This window comes from Cellulophaga omnivescoria (assembly GCF_027915275.1).
Lineage (GTDB): Bacteria > Bacteroidota > Bacteroidia > Flavobacteriales > Flavobacteriaceae > Cellulophaga > Cellulophaga omnivescoria.
This window is the reverse complement of record NZ_CP115819.1, coordinates 81,448-105,251: the sequence shown is the minus strand read 5'-3', so window position 1 is coordinate 105,251 and position 23,804 is coordinate 81,448. Positions and strand designations below refer to the sequence as shown.

The following is a 23,804-nucleotide window of genomic DNA, read 5'->3' as shown; positions in this document are numbered from 1 at the left end:
TCAGAATTTGTTACAATGTCTTACAAAAAATGATTGTTAACTTTAATTAAGTTTTACTCTATGTGTTATTCTTCTGTTGGTAATTACAGTTTTAGGTCTACCTAAAATAACAATGGTAACATCATCTGGTTCTCCATCACTATTTATATCAAAATCAGTACTATCACTTGGGTCATCAGAGGTATCTGAAATACTAAAACCATTTGGTAATTCTGCTTGTGCTTTAGCACTATTTGTTACCATTAAAGCCATTAGCTCTGCATTATTTATACTATGTGTTAATGTAAACCTTGCAGATGCAGATGGGGCTAATGTAGCAATAGATGCCGGAGTAATACTACCAGAATCTGCAATAGGGTCTGATATAGTTACATTGGTTAATGCGTTTGGTCCGTTGTTGGTTACAATAAGCTCATATGTAATTTGCTCGTTTAGAGAATCATAAGATCCGTCTGGTGCAGGTAGAGCAGACTTGGTTAATGTAATTTCATTATTTACTATGCTAACAGTTTCCGACATATCATCACTTGTAGTATTACTATCCACTTGGTCTTGGGAGTTGGTAACTGTATTAGTGTAAGATGTTGTACTAGAATTAAAAGGTAATTCATCTGCCCTAACTTCTAAAATAATAGATACCAATTCTCCTTGACTAAGAGTTCCTATTGTCCATTCTGGAGCAGACCAACTTCCTACGCTAGGACTAGCAGATAGTAATGTTAAACCAGCGGGAATAACATCAGTGATTTTTATGTTGGTAACATCATTAATACCAAGACTTTCTACAGTTACTTTAAACTCAAAAACATCACCTTCTAAAACAGAACTTACATTGGCTGTTTTTTTAACAACAATATCTGGCAAACAATAATAAGCAGCAATTGGCTGAGAATCATAGGTACAACCACCTTTGGTTACCCTAACAAAATAATCTCCTGCTTCATTAGGTGTGTAGCTAGAGAATATTGCACCAGGCACAGCTGTTCCGTTTTGAAACCATTGATATGCATCAAAATTGGCATCTACCACTTGTATTATGGAGCCAGGTAAACAACCTCCACCAGTTACTTGCAAATCTACTTCAGGAACTGTATCAAAACCAGAAAAATAGCCAGCAATACCACGTGCGCCATTAAAACCTAAAAACCCAACAGCTATAGGTCCTGTAGATTGTACAGAAACATTACCTGTTAAGTTAGGAACATAAAAGGTTTTCCAATCTGGAGAACCGGTTACTGGCGTTGCAGCTGGTAGTGTAACGTTTCCGTTACCATCTGTAACAGTTATATTACCGTCTGGAGTAGTGGTAGAGGCAATTATTGTAACCCCACCATTCATTGTAATGCCAGCGGCATCTTTTATATCTGGAATATTATTTAAACTATCTGGAAGTAAGCAGTTTACTGGAGCAACAAAGTTTAAGCCTACTGTAACTATAGAGGTACCACCAGCTAAAGATTGATAAGCATATGCATCTTTAGAAGTTGTTACAAACATATTGCCACCAGCTGCATTACTAGAATAATAGCTATCTGGAATTTCAAAATAATCTCCGTTGTTTATAGTAGCAATAGGTGTTGCAGATCCATTAACAAATATATCAGTACTATTTTGAGTACCAATAATTATTGGTTTTTCTGTTTCGTTATTACCATTACCACGAATAAAAACATATTCTTTACCTATTTTGTTTTGAGGTACAGGTTGGTCTATAGCGGCATCTCTACTAGAATTTCCGGTGCGCACAGCAATATTTAAACCACCGTTACTAATTACAATATTTTTAGTTGCTTGTACAGTAGCACCTAGCCAACCATCAATATTTGCGGTGGTCTGTTTTACATAGGCTTCAAATACAAAACTTTCATTTGCATTTAAAGTTACTTGGTATGTATCATCTGTTATGCCGCCAGCACTATTTCCTAATCTAAACTCAGTATTAGGGTCATAGCCAGATAATGTTACAACGGTGTTGTCTTCTGTAGCCATAATACCTAATGAGTTTGTTAAGCTGTTGTGTGTACCTCGGTTAGGAATACCGCCCCATTTAAAAATTTGCCCCATTGCTTGCCTACCTTTACTGGTAAGCGATGTAGATTGTGAGTTAGAGCTACCTCTGTAATTTACATAAAATTTTTCTCCACCAGGAGATTCAAAACGTAATCCACTTTGAGTTAAAACAATACCCGTATTGGCATTTTTAACTAAAGTAATATCGTTATCTCCATTAGTTAAATTGTAAGTGACAGGAGCTCCATTAGATATAGTTAAAGTAGCTATAGGAGCAGCAATTGTACCTTGGTAAACGTTTACAGTAAAAGCAGTAGTTTCTGGTGTAGATAAATACACGGCTTGTTCTCTTACAGCTTGGTTATTTCCTCCTTGCTTTAGCGGTGGTAGGTAGTGTAAATCACTTAATTGAGCGTATCCAAAATAATTAAATATTAAAAATAAAAGTACGCTTAACTTTTTAAAGGATTTAGTATGGTTCATTTTGTATTTTATATGGTATAACAAATAAAACCATACAATTTACATTTTCTAAATATATGTTGTATATGTGCTGTTAATTGTTGTAATATGTAATAACTGATAGTTAACAAATAGTATTTATTTCTTTTTTATCTCAAGTAATTTTCTATTTTTATTGAAAACGTAAACTACAATGTCCGAAAAAAAATTAATGTCTAAAAAAAAGCCAGCTTACCCAGTAAGTAGTCATTTAGATGCCTATTTAGAATATTATAATAGAAAAATTGAAATTCCTATTTTTTATGAAGATTTACTACGTTTTTCTGGGTCTGTAGTTGTATATGATGCTGATGATAATGATACTTTGTGGGTACGTGTATACTACTCTGAATTTGATAGAGCAGAAATAGATTTGAGCCTTAAAAAAGTATACTCCATATTACTTTCTGATGGTGGAGATAATATTATACAATATTTAAATGTAGATGCTGTAGACTTCTGTACATTTGGTAATTCTAAGCCATTTAGAATAAAGGTACGTAATATTTTAAATGATAACTTCACTTACTTTTATGTGAAAAAAACAGACGCATCTAGAATTTATGGTTTAGAGCTAGAGCATATGCTTTCTCCTTATAACCTTAACTTTTTGGTGTATAAAGATACTTTAATTGAAGAGCATATATCTGGTATTCCGGGAGATGTTTTTATTAAAGATATGTTGCCAAAATGTACAGAGTCTGAAAAAGCACAACTTGCAAAGGAATTTGTTAAGTTTAATGAACGTTGTATGATAAGGTTGTTAGGAGATATGAGATCTTACAATTACGTTATTGTACCAGTACATGATTTTGATCATGTAGTTTACAGAATTAGAGCAATAGATTTTGACCAGCAATGTTTTGAAGGTAATTTAAAAGTATACAGACCTCAGTTTTTTAAAGAAAATTTTCAGATGGTAGAATTAGTTCGTAAAAAACTGTTAATTAGCTCTGTAGACCAGTATAAGTTAGAGGAGCGCTCTATTGTAGCAAAACGAATTATAAGTTCTGGGACTAGAATTAAAAAGTTAAGAGCAATTTGTAAAAAAGATACTATTTCTTCTCCAGAAAACATAAAAATGTTAAGAGAGCACATTTATGAATTAACTTTAGATATGCAGTTTAAAAAATGTCGTAAAATGGGAAGAGTATTAGATTTGGCTTTAGATTTTGTGAAGCGTAATTATGAAGATGTAAGTATGAAACAAATAATGGAACATAGAATTAAAATAAATTAATCTTATGCTCCATTACCAATACATTTTAAAAACTAAAGGCTAATTTTTAGTTAGTTTTTAGTTTTTTTCTTCTTTATTAAAATATACTAAGTAGTAATACATTTGTCGTTCTTCATCCCAACCTTTTTCTACAAATTTTTCTGCAGATTCTGGATTTATAAAGTCCATTTTTATTTGAATATTGGTATCTAAATTAATAACATTTTTAATTTTTTTACGAACATCAGATACTGCTTTATTAGCAATATTAAAGTTAGATACGTCTTCTACACTAAATTTAGGGCCTTTTTCAACTTTGTAATGTTTAAACTCTGGTATTAACTCAGGGTTTTCCATTACTTCATTTAAGAATTCGGTTTCTTCAAAATTGTCATTTTTTGCAAAATGATTTACAGCCTTGTTCATAAATAATACTTCTTGCTGCTTGTCTTCTGCAGGTAAAACCACATCCTTTGCAAAGTTCTGACAAAATTTTAAATAATTTTTAGTGTAAAATGTTTCATCAGCTAAAGCATCTACCCCCAAAAAGTTTTCTAACCAATACTTGGTATCGTAACGGTTACTATCTACAGATAAAACCTTATAACCTTCTTCTTTATGTGAGTTAAAAATTAGGCAACCCTTATCTAGCTTGTTAATGTTTATACCCTGTAAAATATTAATATCTATGTTTTCTCCGTCCTCTATTAGTTGTAAGAAATCGTGTTTAAGCTCGCTTTTAAATATACCAATTGCATCAATTTTTCTGTTATCTAATAATACATCGGTAAGGTGAGTTACATATAATTCTCCACTTTTAATATGTGGGTGGTTAGACTGCTCAAAAAGGTGGGTAGCTATTTTTTTAGAAACTGAATGGCAGCTTTCTGGTGCATCAAAAATTTCTGCAGCTAATTTGTATATTTCATTAAACTCTACATCTACCTCATTTGTAAATTTAAAATAGTTTTCTTCTTTTTCTCTAAATGGTTTAAAAAAGTACTCTTTTAAAAGTCCAGTAGTTTCATCATTTAAAGTAAACGGCTGACTAGATAAAAAGGCGCCTTCACCCTTATTTTTATTGCCCACACGGTGTATAGAAATACTTTCTATTTGAGTAGAATATAAATTTATCAATGGTATATAGTTTTATAATTAGTATTTGTAAAAGTATGTTATTTGTACTTAAAATTAGTTCCAATTTTCATCAAAATCTAAATCTTCATAACTACCTAGATCGTCTGTGTAATTTTCATCAAAATCATCACCTTCTAAATTGTCTGCTTCAAAGTTTTTTTCTGGCGGACTATCTGGTAATTCTCCAAAACTAAACAATACATTAGGGTAGGTTATACCGTCTTCGTTATCTACAATATCAGCAAGCTCTACAAAGAAAGTCCACATACTTAAAAAATCATACACATAAATTAGTTTAGGTGTTTTTTCAGTAAGTATATCTTCTAAAAATATTTCGTTCATTAGTTTAACATCAGAACCATTTTCACTCATATCAAAAAGTGCAATTTCTTCGTCTTGGTTCCATTCTTCATCACAAGTATAAAAAGATGCCATTTCGCTTCCTAAAAAACCAAAAGCTTGTGTTATGGCGTTGTGTAAATCTTCTAGAGTATTACTATCTTCAATTTCTAAATCTCGGAATACATCATCTTTAGCATCTAAGATAATTCTAATTTTATAAATCATTTTTTAAATTTTGCGGGTTGCAAAGTTACAAAGTTTTATCTCTTTTAGCCGTATTTGCTAGTTCTAATACCATATAAAATTGAACTCCAAATAGTAATGAGGCTAAAACTAGGTGAAGGGTTTGGCTACCAAACGGAAAATGAATATAATTCATAGCTACACCAGTTATAATCTCTAGCAATAACAATAATAATACCCAGTTTATTTTACTTAATCCTAATTTTAATTTGTGTATTCTGTAAAACAAGTATGCGTTTAATAGTAGTACAATAATAGAAAAAGATCTGTGAATGTAAAAAGTAATAGTAACATTGTTTAACCAAAGATGTTTAGCGGTTTCGCCAACTATATCTGCTTGGTCATCTACCATTTGCCTTACTTGTGTGCCTAGTATTATTTGTACTAAGGTTAATAGTAAAGTAATAATTATTAATTGTTTGGTTTTTTTGTCTTGAGTTCTATTGTTTACTGTTTTATTTACAGTATAAATTAAATAGAGCAACATTGCAACTATGGCTAAAGCCATAACCATATGTACAGTTATTTTAACGGGGTTTAAAACTGAATAGACTACTGTTGCCCCTAACCAAGCCTGAAAAACCATAGCAAAAACTATAGCCCAAGAAAGTAAGGTTACTATTTTTTTAGTTTTCCAATATTTTAATGATAGCAAGGCTAAAACCAAGGTAGCTAATCCTGCTAATGCACCAAAAAGTCTGTTTATGTACTCTATCCAAGTATGTGTGGCATTAAAGGTTGCGTAGTCATGTTTGGTATATGCTTCCCAATTTTTAATGTTAAACTGGGCTTTAGTTGTAACATCTCTAGTGGCAACTTGTAATGTTTTATCTACTATAATTACTTCTCCTTTTTTAAAAAAAGAAAACGGCTGCCATTGCAATTCGGTAATGTTAGTTGGCGGTATATATTGTCCAAAACATTTTGGCCAATCTGGGCATCCCATTCCACTACCTGTCATCCTTACTACTGCACCAGCAATAATAACCAAGTACACCAATATTAAAGATAATTTAGCTGTTTTTATAAATGTTTTTTGCATTTTTTTTGGAAGTCTAAAGTATACTGCAAAAATACGTCTCTTTTGGTTTTAAAAGAAGCATTAAAAGCTAATAAAGTTATCTTTTTGTAGTGGCTTTAGTTTTTTTATTTAAACGTAGTTAACCTCTTGGTTGTTGTTTGTATTCTTTGTTGTTAAAAAAAAAACTTTAATTCTACTGTTTTTTAACACAGCAATGCTTGTGAAGTTAACGTATGTTCATATATTTGACTTATGATATAATATTGTAATTATTATTAAAATTAATACTCCCCATATTAACAACCTATTTACTATGAAAAAATTGACAAAAAAAGAATTATTTTTTGAAAAGACACTTAAGTTAATAAGTGAAAAAGGCTTTAAGGCCACCACAATGCGAGACATTGCTCATGAATTAAATTTTGAAGTAGCTAATGTTTACAATTATATAGATTCTAAAGAATCTTTACTAGAAGATTATTTATTTAGCACCTTAGAAGAATTTGTAGTTTATTTAGATAATATTATGAATTCTTCTTACTCTCCTGTAGAAAAGTTAAAGTTTGTAATATCTAAGCACGCCCAATATGCAATAAACAAGCCTTATGAGGTAGCACTTTTTGTATACGAGTGGCGTAATTTAAAAGGAGATAAATTACAGGAGTTTAAGGAAAAAAGAAGTAATTATATGTATACCGTGCGTCAAATCATTGAAGAAGGTATTAGTGAAGGGCAACTAAGAGAAATGGATGGTGAGTTTGCAACGTTTATGTTTTTCTCATCTATGCGTTGGTTATTTAGTATGATTACTAATGATGATATAAAAGTAAACCCAATAGAGATAGAAAAGCAGTTAACAGATTTTATATTTAAAGGGATAGAGAATAAATAATTAAATGTGTTTATTATAAAAAAGAGGAAGCTTTTTTAGCTTCCTCTTTTTTGTTTTTATAGGATGTTTTGTTGTTTAATTTTTAACAACAATAAACTCAGACCTTCTGTTTTTTTGATGTTCTTCTTCAGAACATTTGCTGTTAGAGTCACAGTTGTTTGTAAGCTCAGACTCACCAAACCCTTTACCAGAAACACGTTCAGGAGCAATACCATTGTCTAGTAAATATTTTACTGTTTCTTTGGCTCTTCTGTTAGATAGTGCTAAGTTGTACTTAGTAGTAGCTCTGGCATCAGTATGTGAACGGACTTCAATAACCACCTCTGGATATTCTTTAAGGTATGCAAAGACTTGTTGCATAGTAATTTGCCCATCAATTCTAATAAACGATTTATCTAGGTCAAAATAAATAGGATCTAGTTTTAAGTACTTAGTTAAATCTGTACCAATAGGCGCAGCCTTTTTAATAGGATTTAATTTTACAATAACAGGTTTTATTTCTTTATTGCGTTCTATAGCAAAACTAGTAGCGCCTTGCTCAAACTCTATTTTTTCTCCTAGTAGAGTATAGGTGTCTTCCCAACAAATATCATCTAATTTAAAGTTTCCTTTTGCATCAGATTTTGTTTCAAAAACTAGATTGTTCTCACTGTTTTTAATTTGTATTGTAGCATCAGCAATAGTTGCACCAGTTTTAAGGTTTACAGCAGTTCCTGTAATAGTATTGTAACAGTTAAGGTTAAGTTCTTTTGTTTGTGTAAAGCTATAAATATCATCATATCCTTTACCACCATCCCGGTTAGAAGCAAAAAAACCTTTTTGTGTATCTTCATCAAAAATTAAAGAGAAATCGTCTTGTTTGCTGTTAACGGGTTTTCCAATGTTTAGGATGTATGATTCGTTAAAGTTATCAGTAATTTGTGTTGCAAAAATATCAAGACCACCTAACCCAGGGTGTCCATCAGATGCAAAATACAATATATTATTTTTAGAAACATAAGGAAACGTTTCTCTAGATTCAGTATTAATTTTATTTCCAAGATTTTTAGGAGCACTAAAGGTTCCATCGGCAATAATATCTACCACATAAAGGTCTGACATACCACGAGTTCCAGGCATATCAGAAGCAAAGTAGAGTTTGGTTTCATCTGGAGATAGGGCAGGGTGTGCTACAGAATAGTTATCACCATTAAAAGGTAATTCTGTAATTTTTTTCCACTGCTCATTTACCTTAGTAGCTCTGTATAGTTTAAGTCTACTAACGCCGTCTTTATCACGGGCAAACCTGCCATTGTCAGAGTTATTTCTTGTAAAATACATAGTATTTCCATCTTTGGTAAAAACGGCAGAAGACTCGTGAGTTTTTTTATTTAGCTTACGGTCTAATTTATCGGCATTAATAGGGTTGCCTTCTTCATTAATTTGCGCAGCATAAAGGTTTAAAAACGGTTGATTGTTCCATTCATGAATAGATCTACGCACCACACCAGTATCTCTTGCCGAGGAAAAAACTAATTTATCATTATAATAAGCAGGAGAGAATTCAGAAACACTAGAGTTCATTTCTAAATTTTTAATGTTGTACCTACCGGAGTTTTTTTCAATTACGTTAAGATAATCTGTGTTGTTTTCAAATAATGAAGCTCTAGAATCGTATTGTTTTAAGTCATCAAACTTACGCATCCAAGCGTCCGACTTGTTGTATTGACCAATAGACTTTAAAGACAAAGCATATTTGTAAATTTCTTCAGGATCAACGTTAGCACCTTCTAAATTAACTAGTTTTTCATACCATTTAGCAGCATTTTCATACCTAGCATTAAGGTAATTAGAGTTCGCTAGTTTTCTGTAAATTGTTTCAGAAGTATATCCTAGGTCAATAAGTCTTTCATAAACGTCAATAGCCTCTGCGTATTGGTAGCTTTCAAACTTATCATCGGCCCTTTTCTCTTTTTTAGTTTGTGCATTTGTAAAAGCACAACAAAACAAAAAGGCAAGTGTTATGTATTTAAATTTCATTTGTTTTGTTTTTTTAGAAGAATCTAGGGGTAATTACTTTTTTATATCTTGATCTTAGCTCGTACCTTAAAAATACTTCAAAAGAGCCATCGTTAAAAGATGTGTTTCCAAGGTCTGTGGTTTCTTTATCATAGGCTAAACCAAGCATTAATTGGTCACTAAGTTGAAATCCCACCAGCGCACTAAGAGCCGCATCCCAACGGTAAGCCGCTCCAAAGCTAAATTTATCTTTAAGTAAAAAAGTAGCGGATAAATCTGCTTGTAATGGCGCTCCTTTAACCGCTTTAATAAGTGCCGCAGGTTTAAGTTTTAAGTCTCTATTAAGTTCAAAAACATATCCTGTAATTAAATACAAGTTCATACGCTCTACGGCAACAAAAGAACTGTTTTGTCCTTCTGAATTATCAAAATGTTCGGTTTCTAAAAAGTTAGGTACCGATATACCCGCATAGAATTTATCAGTATGGTAATAGATACCAGCTCCAAAATTAGGGGAGAATTTTTTCTCGATATCATCATATCCAGCAGGGGTAGACTCTTGCCTGTAATTAGCAAGTTTAGAAAAGTCAAGATTTAAGAAATGCCCACCAGCTTTAAGTCCAAACGATAGTTTACCTTGATCCCCAGTAGGAACTGTATATGAGAAAGCAGCATCTATGTACGTATCTTGATTGGTACCGTTACCAATTTCATCATGAACTACAGAAAGTCCAAGTCCCACTCTTCTAGAGACAGGAGAGTTAAGGTTAAGAGTTTGAGTAGTAGGCGCACCATCAAGTCCTACCCATTGCGATCTATGCAGTGCAGCAATACTAAATACACCTCTAGATCCAGCGTATGCAGGGTTAATAGCAATGGTGTTATACATATATTGGGTGTATTGAGCATCTTGTTGAGCAGAAGAGTTCTGCACAGCAAGAAAAATAAGAACAATACTAACAAATAATTTTTTCATAATTTATGATTTATGCGTTTAATGGTTGTGTTTAAAGTTACCTATTTAGATATAAATATCCGGCTTTAGATTTGTTTAGTCCGTTATTATTGTAATTAATAATGTAGTAGTAAACACCAGCAGGAAGTTCTTCATTTTTATTAATTACGACTCTCCCGTTAGATATACCTCTAAAAACGTTAGAACCACGATCATATCCATTAGTTTCAAAAACAAGAACACCCCATCTGTTGTAGATTTGTACAGTATTGTTAGGGAACTGCTCAATATTAATAATTCTAAAGTAACCGTCATCTACACCAGGCCCCACAAGGTCGTTGTAAATAGAGATATCACAAGCCGAACCTTCAGGAGGAGTACCACCAATATTATCACAAGGATCAAGTGGGTTTGTTTCATCATCTACTTCTTTACCATCTAAAATTAAATCACCATCTGAATCTGGGTTAAAAGGATCAGTACCTAAAGCCGCTTCTTCCGCGTTAGTTAATCCGTCCATATCACAATCACTAGAGTCTAGAGGAGTACCACCGTTAGACTCACAATCATCAAGCGGGTTGGTATTATCGGTAACTTCTTGTCCGTCTAAAATGGTATCACCATCTGTATCAGGATTGTTAGGATCTGTACCTAAAGTTACTTCTTCACCATCTAAAAGTCCATCATTATCAGAATCAGAATTATTAGGATCAGTTCCAATGGAAGCTTCTTCAGCATTAGTTAACCCATCCATATCACAATCACTAGTTGGTAAAGGTGTACCACCTACAGAATCGCAATCGTCTAAAGGATCTGTACCATCTGTAATTTCTTGTCCGTCAGAAATCCCATCGCCATCTGTATCAGGGTTATTAGGGTCTGTGCCTAAAGTAGCCTCTTCATTATTTGTAAGTCCATCACCATCTGAGTCTACAGATATAGTAACAGCTCCAGTACCCCTGTTGCCGGCATTATCAGTTGTAATAATATCTATAACATCCTCATCAGTCAATACCGGAAAAGAACCGTTAATTGGCGATTGCGTTTCAGTATCTAAACTCCAGTTTCCTGCAGAGTCAGTTGTAACGGCATATGTAACATCTATTATATTATCACCATTTGTGTCAAGTTCAATAATAAGAGCCTCATTAGCATCTCCTTGACCTGTTAATACTGGATTAATATCTGAAGTACTAAAGCTATCTACAATTGGCTGTGAATTATCTAAAGTAATAGGATCATTGTCTGTAGCTGGGTTAAGAGCAACATCGGTAACATCAGCGGTTACAGTAATTATTCCGTTAGTTAAGCCCGAAATATCTGCATCTGCTGCAGTCCAAGTATTACCAGTAACAGTAGCCGTTGTGGTTACTGTATTTGTACCATCAGAAAAAGTTACTGTTACAGTTTGTCCGTCTTCAACATCGGTAGTAATACCAGAAATAGTTACATCACCATCTTCCGATGCATTTACAACATCATCACCTTCAATAGGTGTTGTAATATCAATAGTTGGTAATGTGTTATCTAGAATAATAGGATCATTATCCGTAGCAGGATTAAGTGCAACATCGGTAACCTCTGCGGTTACAGTAATAGAACCATTAGTTAAGCCCGATATATCTGCATCTGCCGCAGTCCAAGCATTACCAGTAACAGTAGCCGTAGTGATTACCGTATTTGTACCATCAGAAAAAGTTACTGTTACAGTTTGTCCATCCTCAACATCAGTAGTAGTACCAGAAATGGTAACATCACCATCTTCTGCAGCATTTACAACATCATCACCTTCAATAGGAGTTGTAATATCAATAGTTGGTAATGTGTTATCTAGAGTAACAGGATTATTATCCGTAGCAGGATTAAGTGCAACATCGGTAACCTCTGCGGTAACGGTAATAGGTCCGTTAATCAAACCAGAAATATCTGCATCTGCCGCAGTCCAAGCATTACCAGTAACAGTAGCCGTTGTGGTTACCGTATTTGTACCATCAGAAAAAGTTACTGTTACAGTTTGTCCATCCTCAACATCAGTAGTAGTACCAGAAACGGAAACATCATTATCTTCCGATGCATTTACAACATCATCACCCTCAATAGGTGTAGTTATGTCTATTGTTGGTAATGTATTATCTAAGGTAATTGGATCATTATCCGTAGCAGGATTAAGAGCAACATCGGTAACATCTGCGGTAACTGTAATAGGTCCGTTTGTTAAACCAGAGATATCTGCATCTGTTGCCGTCCAAGTATTACTAGATACAGTAGCTGTGGTGGTCACAGTATTTGTGCCGTCACTGAAAGTGACTGTTACAATTTGATTATCCTCAACACCTGTGGTAGTACCAGAAATGGTAACGTCATTATCTTCCGATGCATTAACTACATTATCACCCTCAATAGGTGTTGTAATATTAATAGTTGGTAATGTGTTATCTAAAGTAACAGGATCGTTGTCCGTAGCAGGATTAAGAGCTACATCGGTAACATCTGCGGTAACGGTAATAGGTCCGTTAGTCAATCCAGAAATATCTGCATCTGTTGCCGTCCAAGTATTACCAGACACAGTAGCTGTGGTAGTCACAGTATTTGTGCCGTCACTGAAAGTGACTGTAACAATTTGATTATCCTCAACACCTGTGGTAGTACCAGAAATAGTTACATCACCATCTTCCGATGCATTTACAACATCATCACCCTCAATAGGTGTAGTTATGTCTATTGTTGGTAATGTATTATCTAAGGTAATTGGATCATTATCCGTAGCAGGATTAAGAGCAACATCGGTAACATCTGCGGTAACTGTAATAGGTCCGTTTGTTAAACCAGAGATATCTGCATCTGTTGCCGTCCAAGTATTACTAGATACAGTAGCTGTGGTGGTCACAGTATTTGTGCCGTCACTGAAAGTGACTGTTACAATTTGATTATCCTCAACACCTGTGGTAGTACCAGAAATGGTAACATCATTATCTTCCGATGCATTTACAACATTATCACCCTCAATAGGTGTTGTAATATTAATAGTTGGTAATGTGTTATCTAAAGTAACAGGATCGTTGTCCGTAGCAGGATTAAGAGCTACATCGGTAACATCTGCGGTAATGGTAATAGGTCCGTTAGTCAATCCAGAGATATCTGCATCTGTTGCCGTCCAGGTATTACCAGATACAGTAGCTGTTGTAGTCACAGTATTTGTGCCGTCACTGAAAGTGACTGTAACAATTTGATTATCCTCAACACCTGTGGTAGTACCAGAAATAGTTACATCACCATCTTCCGATGCATTAACTACATTATCACCCTCAATAGGCGTTGTAATATTAATAGTTGGTAATGTGTTATCTAGAGTAACAGGATCATTGTCCGTAGCCGGGTTAAGAGCAACATCTGTAACATCTGCGGTAACGGTAATAGCACCATTATTAAGTCCTGATAAATCTGCATCTGCCGCAGTCCAAGCATTACCAGTAACAGTAGCCGTTGTGGTTACCGTATTTGTACCATCACTAAAAGTAACGGTTACTGTTTGTCCGTCTTCAACATCTGTAGTAGTACCAGAGATTGTAACATTTTTGTCTTCGGACGCATTAACGATATTATCACCCTCAATAGGTGTTGTAATATCTATAGTTGGTAATGTATTATCTAGAGTAATAGGATCATTGTCCGTAGCTGGGTTAAGAGCTACATCGGTAACATCTGCAGTTACAGTAATTGTTCCGTTAGTTAAGCCAGAAATATCTGCGTCTGTTGCTGTCCAGGTATTACCAGATACAGTAGCTGTGGTAGTCACAGTATTTGTGCCGTCACTAAACGTAACTGTTACAATTTGATTATCCTCAACACCTGTGGTAGTACCAGAAATGGTAACGTCATTATCCTCCGACGCATTAACTACATTATCACCCTCAATAGGTGTTGTGATGTCTATAGTTGGCACTGAATTTTCAAGCGTAACAGGGTCGTTGTCCGTAGCAGGATTTCCTGCAACATCTGTAACATCTGCGGTTACAGTAATTGTTCCGTTAATTAAGCCCGAAATATCTGCATCTGCCGCAGTCCAAGTATTACCAGTTACAGTAGCAGTTGTGATTACCGTATTTGTACCATCACTAAAAGTTACGTTTACGGTTTGTCCGTCCTCAACATCGGTTGTTGTACCAGAAATAGTTACATCACCATCTTCTGCAGCATTTACAACATCATCACCCTCAATAGGAGTTGTAATATCAATAGTTGGTAATGTGTTATCCAAAGTTACAGGATCATTGTCCGTAGCAGGGTTTCCTGCAACATCTGTAACATCTGCGGTTACAGTAATAGAACCATTAGTTAAGCCCGAAATATCTGCATCTGCCGCAGTCCAAGCATTACCAGTTACAGTAGCCGTTGTGGTTACCGTATTTGTACCATCGCTAAAAGTGACTGTTACAGTTTGATTATCTTCGACATCGGTAGTTGTACCAGAAATGGTAACATCATTATCTTCAGAAGCATTTACAATATTATCACCTTCAATAGGAGTTGTGATGTCTATAGTTGGCACCGAATTTTCAAGCGTAACAGGGTCGTTGTCCGTAGCAGGGTTTCCTGCAACATCTGTAACATCTGCTGTAACGGTAATTGTTCCGTTAGTTAAGCCTGAAATATCTGCGTCTGCGGCTGTCCAAGCATTACCGGTTACAGTAGCCGTTGTGGTTACCGTATTTGTACCATCACTAAAAGTAACGGTTACAGTTTGTCCGTCCTCAACATCGGTTGTAGTACCAGAAATGGTAACGTCATTATCTTCAGCAGCATTTATAATATCATCACCTTCTATAGGTGTAGTTATATCTATTGTGGCATCTACATCGTGTATAATATCTCTTGTTGCTTGGGTAGCAGGGTTACCAGCTAGGTCAGATACGTTAGCTATTATTGTTTCTAAAGCATCAAGTGCTTGAGCATCTGCAGCAGTTATATCTAATGTCCAAGTTCCTGATGAAACAATAGCAGTGTAAGTGCTACCGTTTAGGTTAACAGTTACAGTCTGTCCGTCTTCAGCATCCGTAGTACCAGAAATTGTTACAGGTGAATTATCTTCTACTGCATTTATAATATCATCTACGGCAACAACATCTATAGCAATTACAGGGTTAGTTACATCTACAGTTAGTAAAGCAGGGTTAGATACCACCGGAGAACATACATATGAAAGCTCTGTAACTATTACTCTATATTGATATCCGTCTTCAGTAACGGTAATTCCAGATAAGGTTAAAGTAGGCGAGGTACTTCCTGTATATATATCAGCAGTGTTTGTATCGTCAATATCTACAAACCCACTTCCTGATTGATCATCTACTTGCCATTGGTATAACAAGTTTGTTCCCGTAGCAGTTACCGAAAAGGACTCTGATGTATCTGCATTTGTAATAATGTCCTGTGGTTGGTCTGCAGCATTGGCAATAGTAGGAGCAACTCCAGGTTGTTGAAAATCGTACTGCGAATTACTTGCGCTGTCTAGATTGTTAGGAACGGTATAGCCATCTGTAACATCAGTATCAATAACAATTCCGTTAGCATTTACAGTTGTTGGTGTGTCACCAAGTATACCATCTCCATTAGGATCTGTAAAACCAGCTTCAGTAACATCATTACATAAATCACCATCCGCATCTAATTCTAAAAAGTCAGGTATTCCGTCTGGAGTACTTTCAGAGTCAGCTAAAGTATAGTTAACTGTTCCGCTGTTTTCTTGTCCGCTATCTTGTACACTATTAGGAACACCGTCTGTGCCAACAGCACCATTTACTATTCCGTTGGAGTGTGCTTGGTTGCTTCCGGACTCAACAGTATCGTAAATACCATCATTATCAGCATCTAAGTCAAAATGGTTAGGAACACCATCACCATCAGTGTCAAATGCATCAACAATACCATCATTGTTTAAATCATTGGTTGCATTTGTGTCTCTAAAATTAAGTATATTATTATTGTCATCGTCAGCACTAGGGTCAACGCCACCAGGACTTTCTGCTGTATCTAGAATTCCATCGTTATCATCATCTAAATCAACCGAATCAGGAATTCCATCATTATCATTATCTGCTATACCAGCTTCACGGTAGTCTACTTCCGGTGTTTCATTAATAGCAATATTTGGCAGGTCTTGTGCTCCATTGTTTTGATCGTCATTAGTATCATACAAACCACCTGAAGTATCTACATCATCAAACTCATCTAAAAGACCATCACCATCAGAATCTAAATTGTTTGAAGGGGAATTAAATCCTGCTTCTTCCGTATCACTTAATCCATCATCATCTGTATCCAAATCTAAATAATCAGGTATTTCATCTATACCCGTCTTTTCAGGAGTTAAACCGTTAGGATAATTTGTATCTAAACCGTTTGCGTCAAAAGTACTTGATGGAGCCACATAACCTATTGTAGGTTGTGCCTCTACATTGTCTGGTATACCATCATTATCAGAGTCTATATCTAAATGATCTTCTATACCATCATTATCACTGTCTATACCTTGATATATAGTATAAACAGGAGCTGTTCCAGGTCCTGAAGCAGTAGTTGTAGAGCCATCTGTATTATTAGAAGAAGTAGTATTGTTTGGAGTATATAAACCGTTAATATCACAAGTTTGAAACAATACAGACCCCAAATAAGTGTTAGAAGAAAAACTAGGCTGTAGTTCTCCACTAAATGTGATGTCTAAATTTGTTGTTTCATAAAAATTAAAATAAGCTGCTAATCTTGGACCAAAATCAATATTATCCCAAGTTTGTGCAGGTCCTTGAAAAGTGGCTGTACCTGTAGCTAGATTTTCTGATACCGTAAGTAACGAATTGCTGTCTATAGCATACAATCCTGGTCTTGTTAGGGTAACACTTTCCCTAGCGTTGGCTCCATCAATATCATAGATAACACCACCAAACCTTATTAGGTTAACTTGAAAATTTGTTCCTGTTGCAACTAAACGCACATTAAATGATATACCACCAGTAGCACCGGCACCTCCACCAATTGTAAAACTTGGTTGCCAAGCATTTGCACTACCAGTTGAGCTGTCATCTATAGAGGTTAAAATTGCATTGTCAATATCTGTAATTCTTACAATAGCATCTAACACACCCAATGATGAACTTACCACTGTAGAGAATCTGTATTCTGCACCTATTGTACCCGCTCCAGATCCACCGCCTATATATGTACCTCCATTAAATGAGCCAGCAGGTATGCCACAAGCATCACCTTTTGTATCTGTAGGTGTAAATCCTAAAGATTCTACATAATCTAAAATACCATCATTATCATCGTCAATATCTATATCATTATTAACGTTATCACCATCTGTATCAATAGGATCTACGTGTGTTGTTGGGTCTCTAAAATCTACTTCAGAAGTAAAAGGATCTTGATCGTTAGGAAAAGTTGATACTTGTTGATTGCTATTTGTTGGACCGTTTGGATCTGCAATTCCATTAGGTTCCGTTGTGCTGTTATCAAAACCGTCGTCTAGACCATCATTATCAATGTCAGTATTGGTAGGTACTGTATCTGCAGAGTTATCTGCGTCTACATCATAAGCTTCAACGTAATCTGTTAAGCCATCATTATCAGAATCCAAATCTCTAAAATCTGGACTATCCGTACCGTCTGAATTAGCCGGCTGATTAATTGAAACACCAGAACCTGCCGCAGTCTCGTAATTATCTGCAAGTCCGTTACCGTCACCATCTACGCTAGGTAACACATATCCAGAAGTAGATTGCCATTCAATGTTATCAATAATACCATCATCATCACTGTCTAAATCTAAATAATCTGGGTTAGCGTCTCCATCTGTATTTTCTGGAGTATTTGTAAAAGAACCACCGTTATCTGTATCAAAAGCATCGTCTATACCATCGTTATCAGAATCATTTCCGGTACTTTGAACTAAACTAGCATCAGATTGAGATTCAACGGTATCCGTGATACCATCATTATCAGAATCTATATCTAAATAATTAGGACTTCCAGACCCATCACTATCAACAGGAACATTTGAAACCCCATTACCATCAACGCCACCATCTTCAGCGCTATCCGGAATTCCGTTAGTTCCAACATTACTTTCTCCCGTGTCTATAGATCCATTTCCATCTAAATCTAGGTTACCATTGCCCGTTTCTACAATATCAGGTATACCATCATTATCACTATCCAAATCTAAATAATTAGGAACACCATCATTGTCAAAATCTGAAGTGCCTTCTACAACATCTGTAATACCATCATTATCGTCATCTTCATCTATATTATCAGTAATACCATCGCCATCATTATCTAAGTTATATGTTTTAGTAGTAGCGGCAGAATTAGAGTTTCCTGCAGCATCAGTTGTTGTAACACTTCCTTCAATAGTTAAATCTGCATCTTCTTGTAATTCAGAACCAGGAACATCAATACTAAAAACACCACCAGAATCTACAGTACCAGTATAATCTGTACCGTTAACGGTTATTGTAACCGTATCTCCAGTATTGAAGTCTCCACTTACAGTACCAGTTATTGCAATGTCATTTGCAGCCTCTGTAGCAGTAACCAAGTTATTTGCAGTTACATTATCTATAACTATAGTTGGTACAGGAATAGAATTATCTAAAGTAATAGGGTCATTATCCGTTGCCGGGTTAAGAGCAACATCGGTAACATCTGCGGTAACGGTAATAGGTCCGTTAGTTAAGCCTGAAATATCTGCGTCTGTAGCTATCCAAGAATTAGCGTTAACAGTAGCAGTTGTGGTTACAGTATTTGTGCCATCACTAAAAGTAACGGTTACTGTTTGGTTGTTCTCTACACCAGTAGTTGTACCAGTTATAGTAACATCATTATCTTCTGCTGCATTAACAATATTATCACCCTCAATAGGTGTAGTTATGTCTATTGTTGGTAATGTGTTATCTAGAGTAATTGGGTCGTTATCCGTAGCAGGGTTAAGAGCAACATCAGTAACATAAGCAGTAACGGTAATAGGTCCATTAGTTAAACCAGAGATATCTGCATCAGTAGCTGTCCAATTACCACCACTAACTGTAGCGGTAGTGGTTACAGTATTTGAGCCATCAGAAAAGGTAACAGTTACGGTTTGGTTATCTTCTACACCTGTAGTAGTACCAGAAATGGTAACATCGTTATCTTCATTTCCGCTCACTACGTTATCACCTTCAATTGGCGTTGTAATATCTATTGTTGGCAGTGTACTATCTAATGTAATAGATTCATTATCCGTAGCTGGGTTAAGAGCAACATCGGTAACATCTGCAGTAACGGTAATAGGTCCGTTTGTTAAGCCCGAAATATCACCATCTGCCGCAGTCCAAGCATTACCAGTTACAGTAGCCGTTGTGGTAACAGTATTTGTACCATCACTAAAAGTAACGGTTACGGTTTGTCCGTCTTCAACATCAGTAGTAGTACCAGAGATGGTAACATCATTATCTTCCGATGCATTAACTATGTTATCACCTTCAATAGGTGTAGTTATGTCTATTGTTGGTAATGTATTATCTAGAGTAATAGGATCATTATCCGTAGCAGGATTACTTGCAGCATCGGTAACATCTGCGGTAACGGTAATAGGTCCGTTTGTTAAACCAGAAATATCTGCATCTGCAGCTGTCCAAGCGTTACCAGTAACAATAGCCGTTGTGGTTACAGTAGTTGTACCATCAGAAAAAGTAACGGTTACAATCTGATTATCTTCTACACCGGTAGTAGTACCAGAAATGGTAACATCACCATCTTCAGCAGCGTTTACTACATTATCACCCTCAATAGGTGTAGTAATGTCTATTGTTGGTAATGTGTTATCTAAGGTAATAGGATCATTATCGGTAGCTGGGTTGAGAGCAACATCGGTAACATCTGCGGTAACGGTAATGGGTCCGTTAGTCAATCCAGAAATATCTGCATCCGCAGCTGTCCAAGTATTACCACTAACCGTAGCAGTTGTGGTTACCGTATTTGTACCATCAGAAAAAGTAACGGTTACGGTTTGTCCGTCTTCAACATCGGTTGTAGTACCAGAAATGGTAACGTCATTATCTTCCGATGCATTTACAATATCATCACCCTCAATAGGAGTTGTAATATCAATAGTTGGTAATGTGTTATCTAGGGTAATAGGATCATTGTCCGTAGCTGGGTTTCCTGCAACATCGGTAACATCTGCGGTTACAGTAATTGTTCCGTTAGTTAAGCCTGAAATATCTGCATCTGCAGCTGTCCAGGCATTGCCACTAACCGTAGCAGTTGTGGTTACCGTATTTGTACCATCAGAAAAAGTTACGGTAACAATTTGATTGTCTTCAATACCAGTGGTAGTACCAGAAATGGTAACATCATTATCTTCCGATGCATTTACAACATCATCACCCTCAATAGGTGTAGTAATATCTATTGTAGGTGGGGTTTTATTTCCTTTTAATGTAATAATTAAGTTAGCGGTGTCAGAATTAGAACCGTCAGACAATCTGTATTGAAAAGTTTCGGTAAGTGTTTGACCAATTAATAGCCCAGCAACAGCGGTGTTGTTAATGTCTGGAGTATATGTATAGCTACCATCACTATTTACTGTAATAGTACCATAAGTTCCTGTATATACCGTATTAACATTGGTGCCACTACCATCTATTTCTGTAATTTGTATGTCTGGGTTATCTCCTTGCCAGTAAATATCAGACACACCCGCTATTTGAGCAGTAGGGTTTGCATCGGTAACATCTGGACCATAATTATATCCTAACCTTAATTGGTTTATAGGTTCATTAAAAAATACATTAACGTTACCGGTAGCATCACTTTCTATAGCGTTTCCTGTACCATAAAATGTGTTACCAGCAGTATTAACTACACCACCAGTGGTAACATACGTATAGTTAGACGCTGTACCGTCTAAAGAACCTCTTATAGTAATTTGATCTTGCCAAGTTGTACTTTGCGAATAATCTATATCCGTAATTAAAAAACCTAAGTTAAACACTGGTTCACTAAAAGTTATAATTAACTCTGTGTCTCCAGATAGGTTAGTAGCTGCATCTATCTGGTAAAGTAGGTAACCTGTATGCCCTCCATTAGTAGCGGTAGTTAAAACTATTTGGTTGTTAACTGTACCTATAGATGAAGGATCTGTAGATGTAAAACCAAGTTGTACACCACCAATTGTTTTAGATTTTCCGTTTACTGTTTCTCCGTTTGCAAATTGGTTTTCCCAAACTAATGTAGATAAACCTCTGTCTACATAATCTGCACCATCAACTCCAATATCAGTAATTATGTTACCAGAAACATCATTTTCTACAACCACAGTTATTTCGTCTGTATTGTCTAAGGCTATAGGAGCTTCATCTACACCATTAATAGTTATGGACAAAATTCCATAATCAATAAAACCATCTTGATCTGTTATGGTGTAAGAAACAATGTCTTGTAAAATTTCTCCGTTCTTTAATCCGGTAACAGATGAGTTTGCCTCATTAACATCATATACATAACTACCGTTTGCTTGTATGGTTACACTACCATATAAAGTGTTGTACGGTGTTCCTACTTGGGTAGGATAAACATCTATTTCAGAAACAAAAATATTATTCCCGGTATCAGCAGTACCATCTGTTAGTACATTTCCTGTTATTGTACCTGTAGAACTAGCGCTTATACTATTAATATTATCGTATGCAACAGGGGCAGTATAAACATTAATTAGAGTTTGGGAGGCACTAGACTGAGAACTTGTATCTGTAACTTGTATATCAACAGTTCTAAGCCCGTCAGTTTGTGAACTGGATAAGTTTCCGTAATAAGTTCCTGCAATAAATGCTTCAAAAGAAGCATTAGGTATTGGATTTCCTGAAGATTCTGTAATTAAAAAAGTAGTGCCCGATGTTTGGGTTACTAAAATACTTGTTCCTGCAAAATTATAGGTATTAGAAGGGTATGGTGGAGTTCCGTTTAAATAAAAAAGAGTAAAACCACTACCATCATTAAAAGCAAGTAATTCTTCATTCGGAAAGTCAACTACTCCAGTTAAAGAAATAGTAGCACTTAAAATGGTTCCTGCATCTGAAATTAACGTAGGCGCTATACTTATAGGGTATACATTTGATGTTGTAGGATCTACATTAAATTGATAATTGTTTCCGGGAGTATTGGAATTTAAATCTAATACAGGATTTGCATAGATTAGGTTTTCGCTAAAGAAAGTTGTTTTAGTCTTATTGTATGATTGTAGGTTTATTGGGATGCTAAAGTAAAAAATTGCAAGTATTAGTATTTTACTTACAAGTGATTTTTTTGGGTTTGGTGGTAATCTTCTTCTCATAGATATATTATTTTAACTGGGGACCTTTTAAATAATTGAAAACGATATGTGTAGAATATTATAAATAAGTTTGGTTTACATATATGTTAGCTTTTAAGAGTTTTTTAATATTAACAATTCTTCAATTAATTATAGTAATTATATTACAATATAGCAAATATATATACAGTTTATCCGATTTTTGATTGCTATTTCAATTATTGTTTTAATGAAATTGTTAATTTTTTGTTATTTATTACAAATAGTTAATAATAGTTAATAATAGTTATTATTAGTAATTTTAGTTTGCCATTGCTTTGTATAGCTACGTAAATATTTTTTTTTGGTTTGTTTTTTTATTTTTTTCTTGATAATACAACTGTTAACAAAATGCAATATTTAGATTATCTTTTGAGCTCTAAAAGTTAAAGGAATACTAAAGTCTGGTTAATTGTATTGGATAGTTAACGTACGTTCATATATTTGAATCTTGTTTTTTCTCGAAAAACAGGTCTCAATCAAAACAAGATCAAACATATTTTTATGAAAAGGATTACAAAAAAAGAATTATTTTTTGAAAAGACACTTAAGTTAATAAGTGAAAAAGGCTTTAAAGCCACCACAATGCGAGACATTGCTCATGAATTAAATTTTGAAGTAGCTAATGTTTACAATTATATAGATTCTAAAGAATCTTTATTAGAAGATTATTTATTTAGCACCTTAGAAGAATTTGTAGTTTATTTAGATAATATTATGAATTCTTCTTACTCTCCTGTAGAAAAGTTAAAGTTTGTAATATCTAAGCACGTTCAGTATACACTTAATAAGCCTTATGAGGTTTCTCTTTTTGTATACGAGTGGCGTAATTTAAAAGGAGATAAATTAGAAGAGTTTAAATTAAAAAGAAGTGGTTATATTAGCACTGTAAGCAATATAATTGATGAAGGTATCTCTGAAGGTTCTCTTCGTAAAATGGATAGTGAATTTGCAACTTTTATGGTTATATCTTCTATGCGTTGGTTATTTAGTATGATTACCAACGATGATATAAAAGTAAACCCAATAGAGATAGAAAAGCAGTTAACAGATTTTATATTTAAAGGGATAGAAAATAAATAGATTACAGTTTTTTAT

At 34.9% G+C, this 23,804-nt stretch carries 10 protein-coding genes; 3 read left to right on the top strand and 7 right to left on the bottom strand.

Annotated elements, in window-relative coordinates; genetic code table 11:
• Positions 1-42 precede the first annotated feature (42 nt).
• On the bottom strand, positions 43-2,493 hold the full coding sequence (locus PBN93_RS00460; RefSeq protein WP_077398388.1) for a DUF11 domain-containing protein: 2,451 nt from the start codon (positions 2,491-2,493) through the stop codon (positions 43-45).
• A gap of 172 nt (positions 2,494-2,665) precedes the next feature.
• Here PBN93_RS00460 and PBN93_RS00455 point away from each other — a divergent pair, with 172 nt between their 5' ends.
• Positions 2,666-3,751, top strand: a complete 1,086-nt coding sequence (locus tag PBN93_RS00455) for a hypothetical protein (RefSeq protein WP_077398386.1) — start codon at positions 2,666-2,668, stop codon at positions 3,749-3,751.
• Positions 3,752-3,808: 57 nt separating this feature from the next.
• On the opposite strand, the gene PBN93_RS00450 is transcribed toward PBN93_RS00455, so the two are convergent.
• Genes PBN93_RS00450 through PBN93_RS00440 form a run of 3 tightly spaced genes read right to left on the bottom strand, consistent with a single transcriptional unit; the run spans position 3,809 to position 6,494 of the window.
• Positions 3,809-4,867, bottom strand: a complete 1,059-nt coding sequence (locus tag PBN93_RS00450) for a nucleoid-associated protein (protein ID WP_077398384.1) — start codon at positions 4,865-4,867, stop codon at positions 3,809-3,811.
• Positions 4,868-4,921: 54 nt separating this feature from the next.
• Complete coding sequence (locus PBN93_RS00445; protein WP_077398382.1) at positions 4,922-5,434, bottom strand: IS1096 element passenger TnpR family protein; 513 nt, start codon at positions 5,432-5,434, stop codon at positions 4,922-4,924.
• A gap of 25 nt (positions 5,435-5,459) precedes the next feature.
• Positions 5,460-6,494: a COX15/CtaA family protein gene (locus PBN93_RS00440; RefSeq protein WP_271081173.1), complete on the bottom strand. Its 1,035-nt coding sequence runs from the start codon at positions 6,492-6,494 to the stop codon at positions 5,460-5,462.
• Between the two features lie 292 nt (positions 6,495-6,786).
• Here PBN93_RS00440 and PBN93_RS00435 point away from each other — a divergent pair, with 292 nt between their 5' ends.
• Positions 6,787-7,365 (top strand): TetR/AcrR family transcriptional regulator, encoded by a 579-nt coding sequence (locus PBN93_RS00435; protein ID WP_271081172.1) that lies wholly within the window; start codon positions 6,787-6,789, stop codon positions 7,363-7,365.
• Positions 7,366-7,440: 75 nt separating this feature from the next.
• On the opposite strand, the gene PBN93_RS00430 is transcribed toward PBN93_RS00435, so the two are convergent.
• Genes PBN93_RS00430 through PBN93_RS00420 form a run of 3 tightly spaced genes read right to left on the bottom strand, consistent with a single transcriptional unit; the run spans position 7,441 to position 22,688 of the window.
• Positions 7,441-9,384 (bottom strand): OmpA family protein, encoded by a 1,944-nt coding sequence (locus PBN93_RS00430; RefSeq protein ID WP_271081171.1) that lies wholly within the window; start codon positions 9,382-9,384, stop codon positions 7,441-7,443.
• Between the two features lie 13 nt (positions 9,385-9,397).
• On the bottom strand, positions 9,398-10,339 hold the full coding sequence (locus PBN93_RS00425) for a PorP/SprF family type IX secretion system membrane protein (protein WP_077403228.1): 942 nt from the start codon (positions 10,337-10,339) through the stop codon (positions 9,398-9,400).
• Between the two features lie 37 nt (positions 10,340-10,376).
• Positions 10,377-22,688 (bottom strand): Ig-like domain-containing protein, encoded by a 12,312-nt coding sequence (locus tag PBN93_RS00420; RefSeq protein WP_271081170.1) that lies wholly within the window; start codon positions 22,686-22,688, stop codon positions 10,377-10,379.
• Between the two features lie 522 nt (positions 22,689-23,210).
• Here PBN93_RS00420 and PBN93_RS00415 point away from each other — a divergent pair.
• Complete coding sequence (locus PBN93_RS00415; protein ID WP_077403234.1) at positions 23,211-23,789, top strand: TetR/AcrR family transcriptional regulator; 579 nt, start codon at positions 23,211-23,213, stop codon at positions 23,787-23,789.
• The last annotated feature ends 15 nt before the right edge of the window (positions 23,790-23,804 follow it).